Source organism: Actinomadura miaoliensis (assembly GCF_039536785.1).
Lineage (GTDB): Bacteria > Actinomycetota > Actinomycetes > Streptosporangiales > Streptosporangiaceae > Spirillospora > Spirillospora miaoliensis.
Map to the genome: position 1 here is coordinate 20,627 of NZ_BAAAZG010000018.1, position 17,285 is coordinate 37,911.

General features: G+C 74.2%; 12 protein-coding genes and 1 other RNA gene. 5 read left to right on the forward strand and 8 right to left on the reverse strand.

Features of this window, described 5'->3' with window-relative positions:
- Window positions 1–80: 80 nt before the first annotated feature.
- Window positions 81–905 (forward strand): ABC transporter permease, encoded by an 825-nt coding sequence (locus tag ABD811_RS14820; protein ID WP_344946910.1) that lies wholly within the window; start codon window positions 81–83, stop codon window positions 903–905.
- A gap of 55 nt (window positions 906–960) precedes the next feature.
- Here the strand turns inward: ABD811_RS14820 and ABD811_RS14825 are convergent, their stop codons facing one another.
- Both ABD811_RS14825 and ABD811_RS14830 read right to left on the reverse strand, forming a co-directional pair.
- Window positions 961–4,317: an AfsR/SARP family transcriptional regulator gene (locus ABD811_RS14825; protein WP_344946913.1), complete on the reverse strand. Its 3,357-nt coding sequence runs from the start codon at window positions 4,315–4,317 to the stop codon at window positions 961–963.
- A gap of 201 nt (window positions 4,318–4,518) precedes the next feature.
- Window positions 4,519–5,823, reverse strand: a complete 1,305-nt coding sequence (locus ABD811_RS14830; protein ID WP_425549411.1) for an NAD(P)/FAD-dependent oxidoreductase — start codon at window positions 5,821–5,823, stop codon at window positions 4,519–4,521.
- Window positions 5,824–6,296: 473 nt separating this feature from the next.
- Between ABD811_RS14830 and ABD811_RS14835 the strand changes: the two genes are divergently transcribed.
- From ABD811_RS14835 to ABD811_RS14845, 3 genes are all read left to right on the forward strand, one after another.
- Window positions 6,297–6,899, forward strand: coding sequence for a YbhB/YbcL family Raf kinase inhibitor-like protein (locus tag ABD811_RS14835; protein ID WP_344946919.1), 603 nt, complete (start codon window positions 6,297–6,299; stop codon window positions 6,897–6,899).
- A gap of 283 nt (window positions 6,900–7,182) precedes the next feature.
- A complete protein-coding gene (locus ABD811_RS14840; protein ID WP_344946922.1) occupies window positions 7,183–9,180 on the forward strand; it encodes a hypothetical protein in 1,998 nt (665 codons plus the stop codon).
- 138 nt (window positions 9,181–9,318) lie between these two features.
- Complete coding sequence (locus ABD811_RS14845) at window positions 9,319–11,559, forward strand: SulP family inorganic anion transporter (protein ID WP_344946925.1); 2,241 nt, start codon at window positions 9,319–9,321, stop codon at window positions 11,557–11,559.
- A 64-nt stretch (window positions 11,560–11,623) separates the two neighbouring features.
- On the opposite strand, the gene ABD811_RS14850 is transcribed toward ABD811_RS14845, so the two are convergent.
- The 6 genes from ABD811_RS14850 to ABD811_RS14875 form a co-directional block, all read right to left on the reverse strand.
- A complete protein-coding gene (locus ABD811_RS14850; protein ID WP_344946928.1) occupies window positions 11,624–11,821 on the reverse strand; it encodes a hypothetical protein in 198 nt (65 codons plus the stop codon).
- 211 nt (window positions 11,822–12,032) lie between these two features.
- An RNA gene (gene rnpB, locus ABD811_RS14855) (RNase P RNA component class A) lies at window positions 12,033–12,420 on the reverse strand.
- 26 nt (window positions 12,421–12,446) lie between these two features.
- Window positions 12,447–13,784, reverse strand: coding sequence for a TrpB-like pyridoxal phosphate-dependent enzyme (locus ABD811_RS14860; protein WP_344946931.1), 1,338 nt, complete (start codon window positions 13,782–13,784; stop codon window positions 12,447–12,449).
- A 49-nt stretch (window positions 13,785–13,833) separates the two neighbouring features.
- Window positions 13,834–14,967, reverse strand: a complete 1,134-nt coding sequence (locus tag ABD811_RS14865) for a bifunctional RNase H/acid phosphatase (protein ID WP_344946934.1) — start codon at window positions 14,965–14,967, stop codon at window positions 13,834–13,836.
- Window positions 14,968–14,975: 8 nt separating this feature from the next.
- Entirely contained in the window at window positions 14,976–15,719 is a 744-nt protein-coding gene (locus ABD811_RS14870; RefSeq protein ID WP_344946936.1) for a zinc ribbon domain-containing protein, read from the reverse strand.
- Window positions 15,716–16,555 (reverse strand): Nif3-like dinuclear metal center hexameric protein, encoded by an 840-nt coding sequence (locus ABD811_RS14875; RefSeq protein WP_344946938.1) that lies wholly within the window; start codon window positions 16,553–16,555, stop codon window positions 15,716–15,718. Before ABD811_RS14875 ends, ABD811_RS14870 begins: the two co-directional genes overlap by 4 nt.
- Before the next feature lie 251 nt (window positions 16,556–16,806).
- Here ABD811_RS14875 and ABD811_RS14880 point away from each other — a divergent pair, with 251 nt between their 5' ends.
- A complete protein-coding gene (locus tag ABD811_RS14880; RefSeq protein WP_344946940.1) occupies window positions 16,807–17,277 on the forward strand; it encodes a DUF6191 domain-containing protein in 471 nt (156 codons plus the stop codon).
- The last annotated feature ends 8 nt before the right edge of the window (window positions 17,278–17,285 follow it).

Below are 17,285 nucleotides of genomic sequence, written 5' to 3' on the forward strand. Positions count from 1 at the left end.
GGCGCCGCCTGGACTGACGAGCCTGCGAGGAAGGAATGCGGCGCCAAAAAAGCGCCGCGGAGGCGAACGGGGGACACAGTATGACGACCGCGACGGCCGCGGCGGGCGGGCTGGGCCGTCCCACGCCGACCCGGCGGGTGACCGCCGGCGCCACCGTCCGCCACGTGGCCACCCTGGCCTGGCGGAACCTGGTGCAGATCAAGCACAACCCGATGGAGCTGCTGGACCTGTCCATCCAGCCCATCATGTTCGTGCTGCTGTTCGCCTACGTGTTCGGCCCGCCGATGGCGGGCAGCGTCGAGGCCTACCTGCCCATCGTGATCCCCGGCATCATCGCGCAGAACGCCCTGTTCGCCGGGATGACCACCGGATACGGCCTGAACGTGGACATCACCAAGGGGGTGTACGACCGGTTCCGCAGCCTGCCGATCTCGCGCGGCGCCCCCCTGGTCGGCCGGATCATCGCCGACACCGTCAAGCAGGCGTGGTCGATGCTGGTCCTGCTGCTGGTCGGGTTCGCCATCGGTTTCCGGCTCGAGACCGGGCCGCTCGGCCTGCTCGCCGCGTTCGGGCTGATCCTTCTGTTCGCGCTGCTGTTCACCTGGATCTCGGTGTACGTCGGGGTCAAGGTCAACGAGCCGGAGAAGGTGCAGATCTTCGGTTTCACGATCATCTTCCCGTTCACGTTCCTGAGCACCGCGTTCATCCGGCTGTCCCCGGGCACCCCGGACTGGCTGGCGTTCGTGATGCGCAACAACCCGCTGACGCAGCTGGTGGAGTCGATCCGCGGGCTGCTGGTGGGCGGTCCGGTGCTGGAGCACGCCTGGATCGCCGTGGCGTGGGGCCTGGCATTCATGATCATATTCGCCCCGCTGTCCATCCGGGAACTGCGCCGCCGCGTCTGAGGCGGTCCGGGCGTCCGGCTCCCCCGGGCGGCGCGTGCCGAGCGCGCCGCCCGGGTCAGGCGCCGGGATGCCCGTCGGAGGACGGCGGCAGGACGTCCTCGGGGGCGGGTGGGCGCGGAATGCCGAACTCGCTGAGCACGTCGCCGAAGGTCCGCTCGCGGCCGCGCCGGTAGGCGGCGGTGTACGCCGCGTCGCCGAGGGCCGCGCGGGCGGCGCGCTCGACGGCCAGCGACTCGGGGAACGACAGGTCGGGCATGCCGCGCAACGCATCGGCGGTGCCGATCAGCACGGCGGCGCGTTCGGGGTCGTCATCGGCGAGCGCGACGTGCGCCATCGCCACCAGCGCGGCGGCGACCGCCATGTGGTCGAACGCCTCCACCCCCTCGCGCAGGGCCTTCTCCAGGCGGGACCGGGCCCGCTCGGCGTCCCCCCGGGTCAGGTCCAGGAACGCGCGGGAGGTCAGCACGAGCGCCCGCAGCAGGCCGTGCGAGTGCCGGGCCAGCAGGTCCTCGGCGCGGGCCAGGCGGCGCGACGCCTCCTCCGGCTCCCCGGCCCGGCGCAGGAGCTCGGCCAGCTGCTGCTGGACGAGGCCCGTCCCCTCCTTGGCGCCCGTGCGCTCGGTCTCGCGGAGGGCGGCCGTCAGCAGTTCCTCGGCGCGGGCGCGGTCGCCGAGCAGGAACACCTGGCGCGCCAGCGCCAGCGTGGCGTGCAGCCGCATGGCCGTGCCGCCGCCGAGCGCCTCGCTGAGCTCCATCGACTGCTCCAGCGTCGCGACGGCCTCGCGGCCCCTGCCCCGGCGCGCCTGCAGCTCCGCCCGCGCCGTCAGCACGAACGACAGGCCCCACCGGTCGCCGATCGCGCGGAACTCGGCGATGGACTGCTCCACGTGCTCCTCCAGCCCCTCGGTGAGGCCGAAGCCCATGCCCATCTGCACGCGGGCGAAGCGGGCGACGCCGCGCACCCAGGGGTCCGGGTCGTCCATCAGCGACTCGATCGCGGGGAACCGGTCGGGGCTCCAGCCCGACAGGTGCAGCTCCAGGGTCGCCAGCATCAGCCGCAGTACCGGATGCGACGGCTCCTCGCCGAGCTGCTCGCAGATGTCCCGGGCGCGCAGCAGCCACTGCGTGACCCGGGAGTTGTCCACCATGTCCAGGGACGTCATGGCGCCCATCGCCAGGGCCACCGCGGTGCTCTGGTCGGTGGGCAGGCCGGGCAGCCGCGCCACGTCCTCCAGCGCGTCGGCGTGCTCGCTCAGGTTGCCGCGCAGGAACCAGTACCAGCCGAGCGCGGCGCAGAACCGCACCGCCAGGGCCGCCTCTCCCGCGGAGATCGCCCAGTACAGCGCGGCGTGCGTGTTGTCGTGCTCGGCCGCCAGCCGCGCCAGCCAGTCGAGCTGGTCGTGGCGGAACAGGCGGGGCTCGGCGGTCTCGGCCAGGCGCAGGAAGTGCTCGGCGTGCGCACGGCGCAGCCGGCCCTCCTCACCGGCCTCGGCCAAGCGCTCCAGCCCGTAGGCGCGGACGGTCTCCAGCATGCCGTAGCGGGGCTCGCCGCCGTCCTGTTCGACCATGGACACCAGGGACTTGCCGACCAGGCCGGTGAGCACGTCCAGGATCTCGGCGCGGTCCAGGCCGTCGCCCGCGCAGACCGCCTCGGCGCTCTCGAGGGTGGCGCCGCCGGTGAACAGCGCCAGCCGCCGCCACAGCGCCCGCTCGGCGTCCGACACCAGCTCCCAGCTCCACTCGACGACCGAACGCAGCGTCTGGTGGCGGGGCAGCGCGGTGCGGCTGCCCCCGGTGAGCAGCCGGAAGCGGTCGTCCAGGCGGGCGGCGAGCTGGGCGGGCGTCATGGCGCGCAGCCGGGCGGCGGCCAGCTCGATCGCCAGCGGCATGCCGTCCAGCGCCCGGCAGATGCGCGTCACGTGAGGGGCGTTGGCGCCGGTCACCGTGAAGCCGGGGCGGACGGCGGCGGCGCGGTCGGCCAGCAGCCGGACGGCCGGGTAGGTCATCGCCTCGGCGGCGCCGGCGTCGGGGGGCGGCGGCTCCAGCGGCGGCACCGGCCACAGCGCCTCGCCGGTGATGCCGAGGGGTTCGCGGCTGGTGGCCAGCACGCGCACGCCGGGGCAGCCCGCCAGCACCCGGTCGGCGAGCCGGGCCGCGGCGTCGAGCAGGTGCTCGCAGTTGTCCAGCAGCAACAGCAGGCGTTTGCGCGCCAGGGCGGCGACCAGCCGGTCCAGCGCGTCGGCCTGCTCGGGCAGCAGCCGGTTCGCCGTGCCGATCAGCGCCGTCTCGCGCATGCCGAGCGCGCCGAGCACGGCGGAGGGCACCTCGGCCGGGTCGACGATCGGCGCCAGCTCCACCACCCAGACCCCGTCGGGCATCCGGTCGAGCATCCGCCGGCCCGCCTCGACCGACAGCCGTGTCTTGCCGGACCCGCCCGGTCCGGTCAGGGTGACCAGCCGCCCGCCGCCGAGCAGCTCGTCGACCGCCTTCAGGTCGTGGTCGCGGCCGATGAAGCTGGTCAGCCGGGCGCGCAGGTTGCCCCGTCGGCCGGGCTCGGCCTCGTCCCAGGACGTACGCGCGGGGACGCCGGACGACTCGCCGGAGGCGCCCTCGGCGGGCGCGCCGTTCGCGGGCGGCGGCGAGGCCGCAGCCGGACGCGGAGCGGCCGGGACGAGCGCGGAGTCGCGGCGGAGCACCGCCAGGTACACCGCCTCCAGGTCGGGCGAGGGGTCGACGCCGAGCCGCTCGCCGAGCAGGCTCCTGATCGACTCGTACTCGGCCAGGGCCTCGGCCTGGCGGCCCGCCCCGTACAGGGCCCGCATGAGCCTGCCCCGCAGCGGTTCGCGCAGCGGCTCGGCGGCGGCGAGGGCCTGCAGTTCGGGGATCAGCTCGGCGTGCCGCCCGAGGGCCAGGTCGGCGTCGATCCGCTCGTCCAGGGCGGCACGGCGCAGCCCCTCCAGGCGGGCGGCCGGGCCGTCGGCGAACGGCAGCCCGGACGCGTCGGCGAGCGCCGCGCCCCGCCACAGCGCGAGGGCCGCGCGCAGCTCGGCGGACCGGGCGGACGGGTCGGCCAGGCCGCGCGCCCGGCGGATCCGGGCCTCGAAGTCGTGGGCGTCCACCGCCTCGGGCGGCACGGCCAGCCGGTAGGCGCCGCGGCGCGACTCCAGGCGGTCGCGCCCGGCCCCGGCCTCCTGGAACGCGGCGCGCAGCCGGGACACCAGCGACTGCAGCGCGTTGGGCGCGCCGTGCGGGGCGCGTTCCTCCCACAGGTCCTCGATGAGCCGTTCGGCGGGCACCATCCGTCCCGCCTCCAGCGCCAGCCGGGTCAGCAGCGCCCGCAGGCGCGCGCCCCCGATCTCGACGGGACGGCCGTCCGCGACCACCTCCAGCGGCCCCAGGATCCCGATCCGCACAGCCCGATTGTCCTCCATCGCCCCGACGAAACGGCCCGACCCGGTGAACGACTCCATCGGGCCAAACTGGCACATTGCCGCAGCGGCGCCGCAACCGGAAATCGGCCGCGAACACCTGACGCCCCGGCGGCCGGTGGGCCGCCGGGGCGTCAGATGCTTCTGCCCGGGGTGTCGCCCCTGAGGGCAGGGCTCCGCCTGGGATCAGGCGGCGTTCTCCTTGGTCTTGGACTGGGGCGGGGCGTCGGCGAGCGCGGCCAGCTCGAAGTCGGCGCGCGGCTGCTCGATGATGCCCAGCGAGACGGTCTCGCGCTTGAGGAACAGCGCCAGCGTCCAGTCGACCAGGACCCGGATCTTGCGGTTGAGCGTCGGCACCCGGGAGCCGTGGTAGCTGCGGTGCATGAACCAGGCGGGCCAGCCCTTCACCCGGAAGCCGTAGGTGTAGGCGACGCCCTTGTGCAGGCCGAGACCGGCCACCGCGCCCACGTTGTTGTGGACGTACGGCTTGAGGGACTTGCCGCGCAGCGACCGCACCAGGTTGTCGGCGAGCACCTTGGACTGGCGCACCGCGTGCTGGGCGTTGGGCGGGCAGGTCATGCCCTCCTGGGTCAGGTCGGGGACGGCCGCGTTGTCACCGGCGGTGAACGCGCGCACCAGGCCCTCGACGGTGAGGTACTCGGTGGCCTTGACGCGGCCGCGCTCGTCCAGCGGCAGGTCGCTGCCGCGCACGACCGGGGCGGCCTTGACGCCGGCGTTCCACACCAGCGTGCCGGCGGGGAACCGGCTGCCGTCCGACAGCTCGATCTCGCCGTCCACCGCGGACTTCAGCAGGGTCTTCAGCTTCACGTCGATGCCGCGGCCGCGCAGCTGCTCGGCGGTCCACTTGCCCATGTCCGGCCCGACCTCGGGCAGGATCCGGTCGGCCGCCTCCACGAGCACGAACCGCAGGTCCTCGGCGGTGACGTTGCGCATGTACTTGACCGCGTGCCGGGTCATGTCCTCCAGCTCGGCGACCGCCTCCACGCCGGCGAAGCCGCCGCCGACGAACACGAAGGTCAGCGCCTTGCGGCGGATCTCCTCGTCCCCGGTGGACTCGGCGATCTCAAGCTGCTGGAGCACGTGGTTGCGCAGGTGGATGGCCTCGCCGACGGTCTTGAGGCTGATGCCGTTCTCGGCCAGTCCGGGGATCGGCAGGATCCGCGGCACCGCCCCGGCGGCCATCACCAGGTAGTCGTAGGAGATCCGCTCGGGCGGCCCGGCCAGCGGCTGCACGATCGCCCAGCCCTCGGAGTGGTTCAGCTCGGTCACGCGGGCGTTGCGCACGGAGCAGCGCGGCAGCACCCGGCGCAGCGGTACCACCACGTGCCGCGGGGAGATGTTCCCGGCGGCGGCCTCGGGCAGGAACGGCTGGTAGGTCATGTACGAGTTGGGGTCAACGACTGTGATCTTGACCTCGCCGCGCTTGAGCTCGCGGCGCAGCTTCTTCTGCAGCCGCAGCGCGGTGTACATGCCCACGTAGCCGCCACCCACAATGAGGATGTGGGGAGCGCCAGGGGTCTCCTCGACGGTCCTGGCCATTCGCGGCCTCCTCTGTCACGGTCGGCTTGTGAAGACATTCACAAACTATCCGACCAGCGCGGGTGGAACCAAACGAAAACGGCGGAAGAACAGCGGAAGTTTCCATGTCGTCAAATTGGGACGTTGAGGGGGCCGTGAACTTCATCACCTCTTCCCCTCGAATCGGACGGCATGGGACGTAGTTCACAGATCATCGCCTCGGCAGGGGATTCTCGCCGGGCACGCCGCCCGCCGGGGAGAAAAGACCCGTTCCACCCCCATCGAACCCCTAAGGTGGGGCCGGACGCGGCATGGGGACGCCGCCCGCCAGGCGCCGGGCCCCCGGGCCGCCCACGAACGAACCGTGAAGTTGCACCGAGTCCGGCGGGGCGCGGCGTACGATCTCGCCCGGGAGCGTAGCGATGATGAGCAAAGACCGGCGTCCGGTCACGGCCACCGCGGGCGCCGCGGCCGCCGCGGCCGCCGTGGCGCTCGCCGGCGCGCTGAGCGGCTGCGGGCTGATCGGCCTGCCGCAGAACCAGAGCGCCGAGCTGGCCGAGTGGTTCACCGTGTCCAGCCCGGTGTTCCGCGATGGCCGCGACCTGCCCACGCGGTACGCCTGCGGGACGTACCCTGGCGGGCAGGGCAGGACCCCGCCGCTGCGGTGGTCGGGGACTCCGGCCGGAACCCGGTCGTTCGCGATCGTCATGGACGACGCCGACAGCGCCTACGTGCACTGGGTGATCGCGGGCATCGACGGGACCACGCAGCAGATCGTCGAGGGCGCCAAGCTGGACAAGACGGTCGAGGGACTCAACACCGGCGACAAGGTGGGCTACACGCCGCCGTGTCCACCCAGGAACGAGCGGCACCGGTACCGGTTCACCATCTACGCGTTGGACGTCCCCAACGACACGCCGCTGTTCCGCAGGGGCGCGTCGCTGGAGGACTCGCTCGGCGCCATCGCCGAGCACACGGTGGGCCGGGGCCGGATCACCGGGAACTTCGGGAGCGAACAGGCGCGTTGACCGTGGGGCCGCAGAGCGCAGAGGTCAGGGCCGTCCTTGCGGGGGGCCGGAGACGACAGTGGCGCGGGGGTCGACCAGCGGGTCGGCCGGTGCGCGCCGGGCGAGGGCAGATGTGCGCGAATGGTGTGACAACGGTCATAGCGGTCGGTCAGAATCGGTCTGTCGGTCAGAATCGGTCTAGGTCCCCGGGGACCGGACCGTCGGCGACCGGCCAGCCGGCAATCGGGACGAACCCGCGGGCCCCGCTGACGCGTCTCGTCGGGCCAAGGCATTGGGTGGTGGCATGACAACTTACATCGTGGTCTTCGGCCTGATCGTGGTCGTCGTCCTGGTGGTCGTCCTGGTGGCCCTGGGCCTGCGGGCCAGCCGGGCGGCCCGCGACGACGACGATGACTGGATGGCCGACGAGCAGCAGCCGCGCGGCGGTTACCGGTCCGGCGGCGCCCCCGAGGAGGCGCCGGCCGACGACGGCTACGGCTACGAAGGCGGCTACGAGGACGGCTACGCCCAGGCGGCCCCCGGGCCCGAGCAGGCGCAGCCGCAGGGCCGTGGCGAGCCCCAGGGCGGCTACGACCGCCGCGTCGCCGGCGGGGCGGGTCCCCTCGCCGCGCCGACCCCGCCCACCCCGCCGCCCGCGGCGGGCGGCGACGCCGACGAGATGGCCGACGACGATTACTGGGCCACCATCACCTTCGACAAGCCCAAGTTCCCCTGGCAGCACGACAAGCAGGAGCACCCGGAGGTCGACCCGGCCGAGGACCCGCTGCTCGCCCAGGGCCAGCACGAACGGGCCGCGGGGCCGGGCGGCCCCGCGATGCCCGGCGAGCCGCCCATGATGACGCAGCCGGTGTCGATGGGCGACATGCCCGGCGCCCCCGAGCCCGTCCAAGGCGGACGCGGCACCGGTCCCCAGCAGGTGCCGCAGCAGCCGTCCTCGTTCCCCCCGGCCGCGCACCTGTCGGGTGACCCGGGCGCCACCACCCACCTGTCGGGCGACCCGAGCGCGACCTCGCACCTGCCCGGTGACCCGCAGTCGACCGCGAACGACCCGCTGCCCGCCGACCTCATGGGCCGCCAGGCCCAGCCGCCCTACGGCACCGGCCCCCAGGACCAGCTCGCCTACGGGAACGCGGACCAGTCGCCCTTCGGCCCGCCCCCCGGCAGCGGCGGCGCGGAGCCGTCGTACGGCGACTCCTACGGCGACCCGTCCTACGGCGATCCGGCCTACGGCTCCGGTGCCCCCGGCGTCGACCAGTCCTCGCCGTACGGTGGCGACCCGCTGGGCGGCGGCCGCCACTCCGCCGCGACCGGCCCCTCGCCGCGTCCCGAAGGCTACGACCGGCCGCTGTCGCCGTCCGGCTCCTCCGGGGCCCCGGGCGGCTCCGACGCCCTGGGGCTGCCCCTGGGCCGCACCGACGAGCACTCCATCCGCGGCCTGGGCGACCTCGGCCGCGCGCCGGAGCCCGCCGACCACGGCGGCTTCGGCGGATACGGCTCGACGCCGCCCCCGCCGCCCACCTCGCCGCCGCCCGCTTCGCAGCCTCCCGCCTCGCCGCCTCCCGCCCCCGCGGCCCCGGCTCCGTCGGCGCCCGCCGCGTCGTCCGGGGCGCCGTCGGGCGCGGGCGACGACAACAAGCTGCCCACGGTGGACGAGTTGCTGCAGCGCATCCAGAATGAGCGGTCGGCCGGGTCCGGTCCCGCGCCGTCGTCCTCCGAACCCGAGTCGTCCGGCTCCTCGTACGGCGGCAGCCCCCTGAACGACCCGCTGGGCGACCCGCTCGGCACCGGAAGCTCCTCCTCGTTCGGCTCGTCCACCGGCCCGTGGTCGGCGCCGCCGTCGTCGACGGGCACGGGCGGCTACGCCTCCGGTCAGGGCGGCACCGACGGCTACCCGACGTCGCCCGCCTACGGCGACTCGTCCCGGGGGTACGACGACCCGCTGAACACCGGGCGCGACTCCTACGGGTCGTCCTACCCGGGCACGGGCGAGCAGCCGTCCGGCGAGCCCGGCCGTTACGGCGACTTCAGCGGCAGCAGCTACAGCGGCAGCGACCCGCTGGGCATCGACTCGTCCTCGGGAACCGGCGGCACGCCCCCCGGCGGCGGTTTCGGCGACCCGGGCGCCACCCAGGCGTACGGCAACTACTACGGCTCCCAGCAGGGCTCCCCCGGTTCCCAGCAGGGGGGCCAGGACCAGAGCGGCTCGTACGGCGGCTCCTACCCCGGCAGCCCCCCGCGCGACCCCGACGACTGGGAAAGCCACCGCGACTACCGTCGCTGACGCGCCCCCATAACGCGCCCGTCCGCCCTTCGCAGGGCAGGCGGGCGCGTCGTCGTGATAGGGGGCGGGGGTGTAGGAGGCGACCGAGATCATGCTTCGATACGAAGTGTGACGACTAAAATACTCAGCGCATCCGTCATGCGACGGGACCTGCCCGCGTCGTTCGTTGTGTTCCTGGTCGCGATCCCCCTGTCACTCGGCATCGCGGTGGCGTCGGGGGCGCCCGTCGCCGCCGGGCTGGTCGCGGCGATCGTCGGGGGCATCGTGGCGGGGCTGCTCGGCGGATCGCCTTTACAGGTCAGCGGCCCGGCCGCCGGATTGACGATCATCGTGGCCGAGCTGGTCGCCACCTACGGCTGGCGGGCCACCTGCACGATCACGTTCCTGGCGGGGCTGCTGCAACTGCTGTTCGGGGCCAGCAGGGTCGCGCGGACGGCCCTGGCCGTGTCGCCCGCCGTCGTGCACGGCATGCTGGCGGGAGTCGGCGTGGTCCTGGTGGTGGCGCAGCTGCACGTCGTGCTCGGCGGCAGCCCGCAGCGCTCGGCGGTGCGCAACCTGCGGGACCTGCCGGTCCAGTTGATCACCTCGCACTCGCGTCCGGTGCTGCTGGGACTGCTGACCATCGCGATCCTGCTCGGCTGGCCGCGGCTGACGCGGCTCGCCGGGGACGGGCGGGCCGGCGCGGCGCTGCGCTGGATCCCCGCGCCGCTGCCCGCCGTCGTGCTGGCCACGCTGGCGGGCTGGGCGCTCGGCTGGGACGTGCCGCGCGTCGACCTGCCCGACTCGCTCGTCACCGGCTGGGCCCCGCCGGTGCTGCCGCACGGCCCCGCGCCTGAGATCGTCGGCGCGGTCGTGTCGGTCGCCGCGGTGGCGGCCGTGGAGTCGCTGCTGTGCGCCGTGGCCGTCGACCGCGCCCGTCCCGCCGGCGTGCGCCAGGCCGACCTGGACCGCGAGCTGCTCGGGCAGGGCGCCGCAAACACCGTGTCGGGGCTGCTCGGCGGGCTGCCCGTCGCGGGGGTGATCGTCCGCAGCACCGCCAACCTGGCCGCGGGGGCGCGCTCGCGGATGTCGACCGTGCTGCACGGCGTGTGGGTGCTGGTGCTGGCGCTGTCGTGCGGGCCGGTGATCGAACGGGTGCCGCTGTGCGTGCTGGCCGCGCTGCTGGTGGTGCTGGGCCTGCGGATGATCGGCACGGCGCGGTTCCGGGACCTGCGGCATCACCGGGAGGCCACCGTCTATCTGACCACGCTGCTCGGCGTGGTGCTGCTCGGGCTGGGCGAGGGGGTGCTGCTGGGCATCGCGGTCGCCGCCGTGCTGGCGCTGCGGCGGCTGACCCGGCTGAGCGTGCACGTGCGGGAGGCCGCCGACGGGTCGCGCTGGCACGTGGCCGTGGAGGGGACGCTGACGTTCCTCGGCGTGCCGCGGCTGATCGGCGTGCTGCGGCAGATTCCGGCCGGGGCGGCCGTCGACCTGGACCTGAACGTCGACTTCATGGATCACGCCGCGTTCGACGCCGTGCACGCGTGGCGCCTGTCACACGAACGGCAAGGTGGCGGGGTCGACATCGACGAGGTGCACGAGGCTTGGTATGAAAGGGCTGTGACCGGCGAAACCACACCTACGCGCAAATCCTCGCCGCCTGCTCGCTGGTGGGCGCCGTGGGCGAACCGGCGACGCCGTTCCCAGCCCCAGGAGCCGGACGCGCCGGAGGTCTCGGCGAGCGCCCTGCTGCTGGCGGGCGTGCGGGAGTACCACGGCAGCACGGCGCCGCTGGTACGGCCGATCATGGCCGAGCTGGCGTTCGAGCAGAAACCCGAGCACCTGTTCATCACCTGCGTGGACTCGCGGGTGGTGCCCAACATCATCACCGCCAGCGGCCCCGGCGACCTGTTCATCAACCGCAACGTCGGCAACCTGGTGCCGCGGCACGGTTCCCGGACGCCCGACGACTCGGTGGCCGCCACCGTCGAGTACGCGATCAACGTGCTGGGCATCCGCACCATCACCGTGTGCGGCCACTCCAACTGCGGGGCGATGGCGGCGCTGCTGGCCGGGGGCCGCGAGGTGGAGCACCTGACGTCCCTGACCCGCTGGCTGCGGCACGGCCATCACAGCCTGACCCGCTTCCTGGACGCCGAGGCCGCCGCCGGCGAGCAGGACGAGCCCCCGCTGACGCGGCTGTGCCAGATCAACGTGATGCAGCAGCTGGACAACCTGCTCACCTACCCCTGGCTGCGCGAGCGGGTCGAGGCCGGCGGGCTCGAACTGGTGGGGCTCTACCTCGACCTCGAGACGGCCAAGGTGCACGTGCTGGACCGGACGTCCGGGACGTTCGTGCCCGTACCGGACGAGGCGCCGGACGAGCGCGCCCTGACCTGAGGAAGGGGCGGGCCCTGGCAAGAGGGACGGGCGGGCCGCGCGACCGGCCCGCCGCCCCGTCCCCTCATCGGCCGACGAGCTCCTTCTCCCGGTCCTCGGGACCGCGCGTGTACATCCCGACCGCCCAGCGGTGCCGCCGCGCCCGCGAGTTGTGGGCGGGAAGGCGGGGGTCGTCGCTCCGGGTGGCCCGGGCGAAGTCCGCCAGGAAGACCAGTGACGCCAGCAACGTGATGAGCCCGACAACGATCGCTACGACGAACATCGGCGCTCCTCTCTCGCGGAGCCGCCTCGGGACGGCCCCGCCGCCTCCGGCCGATCCCCCGAGATCGGCCGTACTTGAACGTTAGAGGCACCGTTTCGAATCAACTGTGTCGTATGACCCGAACTCGCCGCGAGAATGCACACTTCGGCGCGCGTTCGCCCCACCGTCCGTTTCCCGGCACGGTTCATTCGCCCCCGGGCCGCGGGAGCGGCGGACGAGTCGGCCTGTAGGCCGGGTTCTGTGCCGCCGCGGGAGCGGCGGTGACGGCCATCCATCTCGGGTCGCCGTTGCCGACGACCTCCAGCGGTCCACCCGCAGGCTCGGGCGGGCAGCCCTCGGACGCCTGCGCGGGAAGCGTCGCTTCCCTTCTTGACCTTGCTCCGGGTGGGGTTTACCGAGCCGCCCACGTCACCGTGGGCGCTGGTGAGCTCTTACCTCACCGTTTCACCCTTACCACCGGCGGTGCCGGTGGCGGTTTGCTTTCTGTGGCACTGTCCCGCGGGTCGCCCCGGGTCGGCGTTACCGACCACCCTGCCCTGTGGAGCCCGGACCTTCCTCGGCGGGGCGCGAGGCCCCGACGCGGCCGTCCGGCCGGCTCGTCCGCCGTGCCCCAAGCCTATCGGAGTCAGGGAAGGCGGGAGAGCGACGCCTCGATGCGGTCCACGGAAAGGTCGAGGTCGCGCATCTCGCCGGACAGGTAGCGGTCGTAGGCGGCCATGTCGAGGTGGCCGTGGCCGCACAGGGCGGTGAGGATGACCTTCTCGCTCGTGGCGTTGCGGGCCTCCTCGACGGCGGCGGCCAGGGCGTGGGTGGGTTCGGGGGCGGGGACGATGCCTTCGGTGCGGGCGAACAGGACGCCCGCCTCGAAGCATTCGCGCTGGGGTTTGGCCACGGCGTCGAACAGCCCCAGCTCGTACATGTGGGACAGCAGCGGGGCCATGCCGTGGTAGCGCAGGCCGCCCGCGTGGATGGGGTCGGGGACGAACTCGTGCCCCAGCGTGTGCATTTTCAGCAGGGGCGTGAAACCGGCGGTGTCGCCGAAGTCGTAGGCGTAGCGGCCGCGGGTGAACGTGGGGCACGCGGCGGGTTCGACGGCGCGGATGACGGGGTCCATGCGGCCGGCGAGCTTCTCGCGCAGGAAGGGGAAGAACAGCCCGGCGAAGTTGGAGCCGCCGCCGGTGCAGCCGACGATCACGTCCGGGGTCTCGTCGACGAGCGCGAGCTGCTCCAGCGCCTCCTCGCCGATGACGGTCTGGTGCAGCAGGACGTGGTTGAGCACGCTGCCGAGGGCGTACCGCGTGTCGTCGGACGCCGCGGCGACCTCCACGGCCTCGCTGATGGCGATGCCCAGGGAGCCGGGCGAATCGGGGTGCTCGGCGAGGATCCCGCTGCCGGAGGCGGTGGCGGTGGACGGGCTGGCGTGGACGCGGGCGCCGTACAGCTCCATCATCGAGCGGCGGTACGGCTTCTGGTCGTAGGAGGCGCGCACCATCCACACGTCGAGATCGAGGCCGAACTGGGCGCAGGCGAACGCCAGGGCGCTGCCCCACTGGCCCGCGCCCGTCTCGGTGGTGAGGCGGCGCACTCCCGCGCGCGCGTTGTAGTACGCCTGGGGGACGGCCGTGTTCGGCTTGTGGGAGCCCACGGGCGAGACGCCCTCGTACTTGACGTAGATGCGGGCGGGCGTGTCCAGGGCCCGTTCCAGGCGCCGTGCACGGATCAGGGGGGTGGGACGCCACAGGCGGTAGACCTCGCGGACCTCCTCGGGGATGTCCACGTGGCGGTCGGTGCTCGCCTCCTGGGCGATCAGCTCGGCCGGGAACAGCGGCGCCAGGTCGTCCGGGCCGACCGGCTCGCGGGTGGCGGGGTGCAGCGGCGGGGGCGGCGGCGCGGGCAGGTCGGGGACGACGTTGTACCAGCGGCCGGGCAGCCTCGACTCGTCCAGCAGGATCTTCGTCTCCACCCCTCCCAACGTAGGCCAGGCGGCCTGCGGGCCGCCTGGCCGGGGTCGGTCACAGATGGTGGACGTCGTTGAACGCGCGCAGCGTCGCCGGGCCGTCGTCGTACCAGTCGATCCGCGACAGCGACGCCACGTCCAGCTGCATCCGGTACATCGCCGACATGGGGGCGCCGAGCGCGGCCACCACCAGCAGCTTGATGGGGGTCACGTGGGTGACGACCAGCACCTTCCGGTGGCGGTGGCGGACCTTGAGCTTGTCCAAGGCGGTGCGGACGCGGCGCGCGGTCGCGGTGAAGCTCTCCCCGCCCGGCGGGGCGGCCGACGGGTCGGCCAGCCACGCCTTCAGCTCGCCCGGCCACCGCTCCCCCACCTCGGCGAAGGTGAGCCCCTCCCAGTCGCCGAAGTCGGTCTCGCGCAGGCCGTCCTCGACGCGGACGGGGGCGCCGGTCTCGGCGGCGACCGCGGCGGCGGTGTCGCGGCAGCGGCTCAGCGGCGAGGTGACGATCGCGTCGATCCCCTGGTCGCGCAGGACCCGCGCCGCCGCCCGGGCCTGGGCGGCGCCGTTGTCGGTCAGCGGGAAGTCGCCGGTGCCGGCGAAGCGCTTGTCCACCGACAGGGCCGTCTCACCGTGGCGGAGCAGGAGCGTGGTGGTCGGGGTGGTGGTGGCGGACGACCAGGCGGGGGCCGTGTCGTCCTCCTCGGGCGGCGCGGCCGTGTCGCGGGACGTGCCGCCGGTCTCGCGGGTCCAGTGCTCGCCGCGGGCGGCGGCGTCCATGGCCTCGTTGGCCAGGCGGTCGGCGTCGGCGTTGCGCTCGCGCGGTATCCACGTGTACGACACCGACCCCAGGCCCGCGGCGGTCTCCCGGGCCCGCAGCGCCAGCGGCACCATGTCCGGGTGCTTGATCTTCCAGCGGCCGGACATCTGCTCGACGACGAGCTTGGAGTCCATCCGCACCTCGACGCGGGCGGACGGGTCGAGGGCGGCGGCGGCGCCCAGCCCGGCGATCAGGCCGCGGTACTCGGCGACGTTGTTGGTGGCGGTGCCGATCGACTCGGCGACCTCGGCCAGCACCTCGCCGGTGAGCGCGTCGCGCACCAGCGCGCCGTACCCGGCGGGCCCGGGGTTGCCCCGGGACCCGCCGTCGGCCTCGACGACGAGCCTGCGGCCCGGGCGGCCTCCGCTCACGGGCGCGCTCACAGCCCCGACTCGGGGGTGCGCACGAGGATGCGGCGGCACTCCTCGCAGCGGACCACCTCGTCCGGCGCGGCACCGCGGATGCGGTTGAGGTCGACGGTGTTGAGCGCCAGGTGGCAGCCCTGGCAGGAGCCCCGGTAGAGCTTGGCGGCGCCCACCCCGCCGAACTGGCCGCGCAGCTTCTCGTACAGGCCGAGCAGGTCGGCGGGGACGTCCTTGGCGACGGCGGTGCGCGCGGCGCTGGTGGTCCCGGCCTCCTCGTCGATCCGCTGCCAGTTCTCGTCGCGGCGCCGGACGGCCTCGGCCAGCTCGGCCTCGGCGGCCTGGTGGTCGGCGCGCAGCGCGGCGGCCCGGCCCTCGGCCTCCTCCCGCCGCTCCATGATCTCCAGGACGACCTCCTCCAGGTCGGACTGGCGGCGCTGCAGCGAGGCGATCTCGGCCTGCAGCCCGCTGAGGTCCTTGGCGGAGGAGACCTGGCCGGAGTCCAGTCGCTTCTGGTCGCGCTCGGCCCGTGCCCGGACCTGCTCGACGTCCTGCTCGGCCTTGCGCTGCTCGCGGTCCAGGTCACCGATCTCGGTCTCGGCGGCGACCACGGCGTCGCGCAGCTCGCGCACGCGGGCCTGCAGGCGCTCGATCTCGGCCAGCTCGGGCAGCGTGCGGCGGCGGTGCGCGAGGCGGTCGAGGGCGGTGTCCAGCTCCTGCAGGTCGATCAGGCGCAGCTGGGCTTGCGGTGCGGCTTTCACTTTGCTCCTTCGTCGTGCAGGCGCCACGCGTCGGTGACGAGCGTGGACACCCGGGTCTCCAGCTTGCGCGCGGCCTCCGTGGCGTCCGGGGCGGCCACGGCGGCGCGCAGGCGGCGTTCGGCGTCGGCCAGCCACGGCCATTCGGTCGCCCAGTGCGCGGCGTCGACCAGCGCCGGGCCGCCGTGCTCGGCGAACTCCGACGCCGGGTGGTGCCGCAGGTCCGCGGTGAGGTAGACGTCGACGCCGAGGGCGCGGGCGGTGTCGAGCAGGGAGTCGCCCGCCCCGCCGCAGACGGCCACGGTGCGGACGGGACGGCCGGGGTCGCCCGCGGCCCGCACGCCCCAGGCGGTGGCGGGGAGCCCGGCGGCCACGCGGGCGGTGAACTCCCGCAGCGGCAGCGGTGCGGGCAGTTCCCCGACGCGGCCGAGCCCGCGGCGGGGATCGTCGGCGGCGGGGACCATCGGGCGCAGCTCCCCGGTCAGGCCGACGGCGCGGGCCAGCGCGTCCGACACGCCCGGGTCGGCCACGTCGGCGTTGGTGTGCGCGGTGAACAGGGCCGTGCCGTTCCTGATCAGGCGGTGGACGAGCCGCCCCTTGGGGGTGGTGGCGGCCACGCCGTGGACCGGCCGCAGCAGCAGCGGGTGGTGGGTGACCAGCAGGTCGGCGCCCCATTCCAGGGCCTCGTCGACGACGGCCGCCACGGGGTCGACGGCGAACAGCACCCGGCCGACCTCCTGGTCGGGGTCGCCGCAGACCAGCCCGACGGCGTCCCAGGACTCGGCCCACGCGGGCGGGTAGATCTCGTCGAGGACCTGGATGACATGGGACAGACGCACGTCCGCAGGCTACCGTCCCGGGCGGCTCCCGGCCGAGCCGACGCGGCTCACCCCCGGGCACCGGTTATCGTGGAAAATCCGTGGTCTCGGCGGTACGAGACGGGCCTGGTGGGCACGAACCACGTAGGCTCGGACGAACCAGTTTTCTCTTCCACCACTGGAGGTGGCGTGCACGGCCGTAACCGCACGGTTCCCGGTGCGCGGGTCAGCGACGCGCGCCCGGTGCGCGGGGGTTCCGCGAGAGTGTTCACGTGAAGTCGCCGTTCCGCCGCCGGCGCGGGCGCCTGAAGGGCCGTGCCGCCGACCGCGCGCAGGCCAAGGCCAGGCCCAAGCCGGAGCAGCACGAGGTGGTCGACTGGCCCACCGACGGCACCGGCAAGAAGTCGCTGATGGGCGCGATCCGCGGGGACGGCCAGACGGGCGCCGGGTTCGGCGGGGCGATGTTCGAGGACCTCGCCACCGTGTTCGAGGGGTCGAAACGGGTCAAGGTCGAGGAGCAGGAGCAGCAGAAGCTGCGCCGCCACGACGACCGTCTGCAGGCGGGCGGCGGCCGCGACGACCTGAGCACCGGAAAGATCCGCATCCGGCGTTCCGGGACGGGCCCGGACGGCGGCGACGAGCCCGCGAACGGGTCCGCCAACGGGTCGGCCAACGGGTCCGCGAAGGGGTCCGCCGACGGCTCGGCGGCGCAGTCCGAGTCGGACGGCGCGACCTCCTCCTGACACCCCAT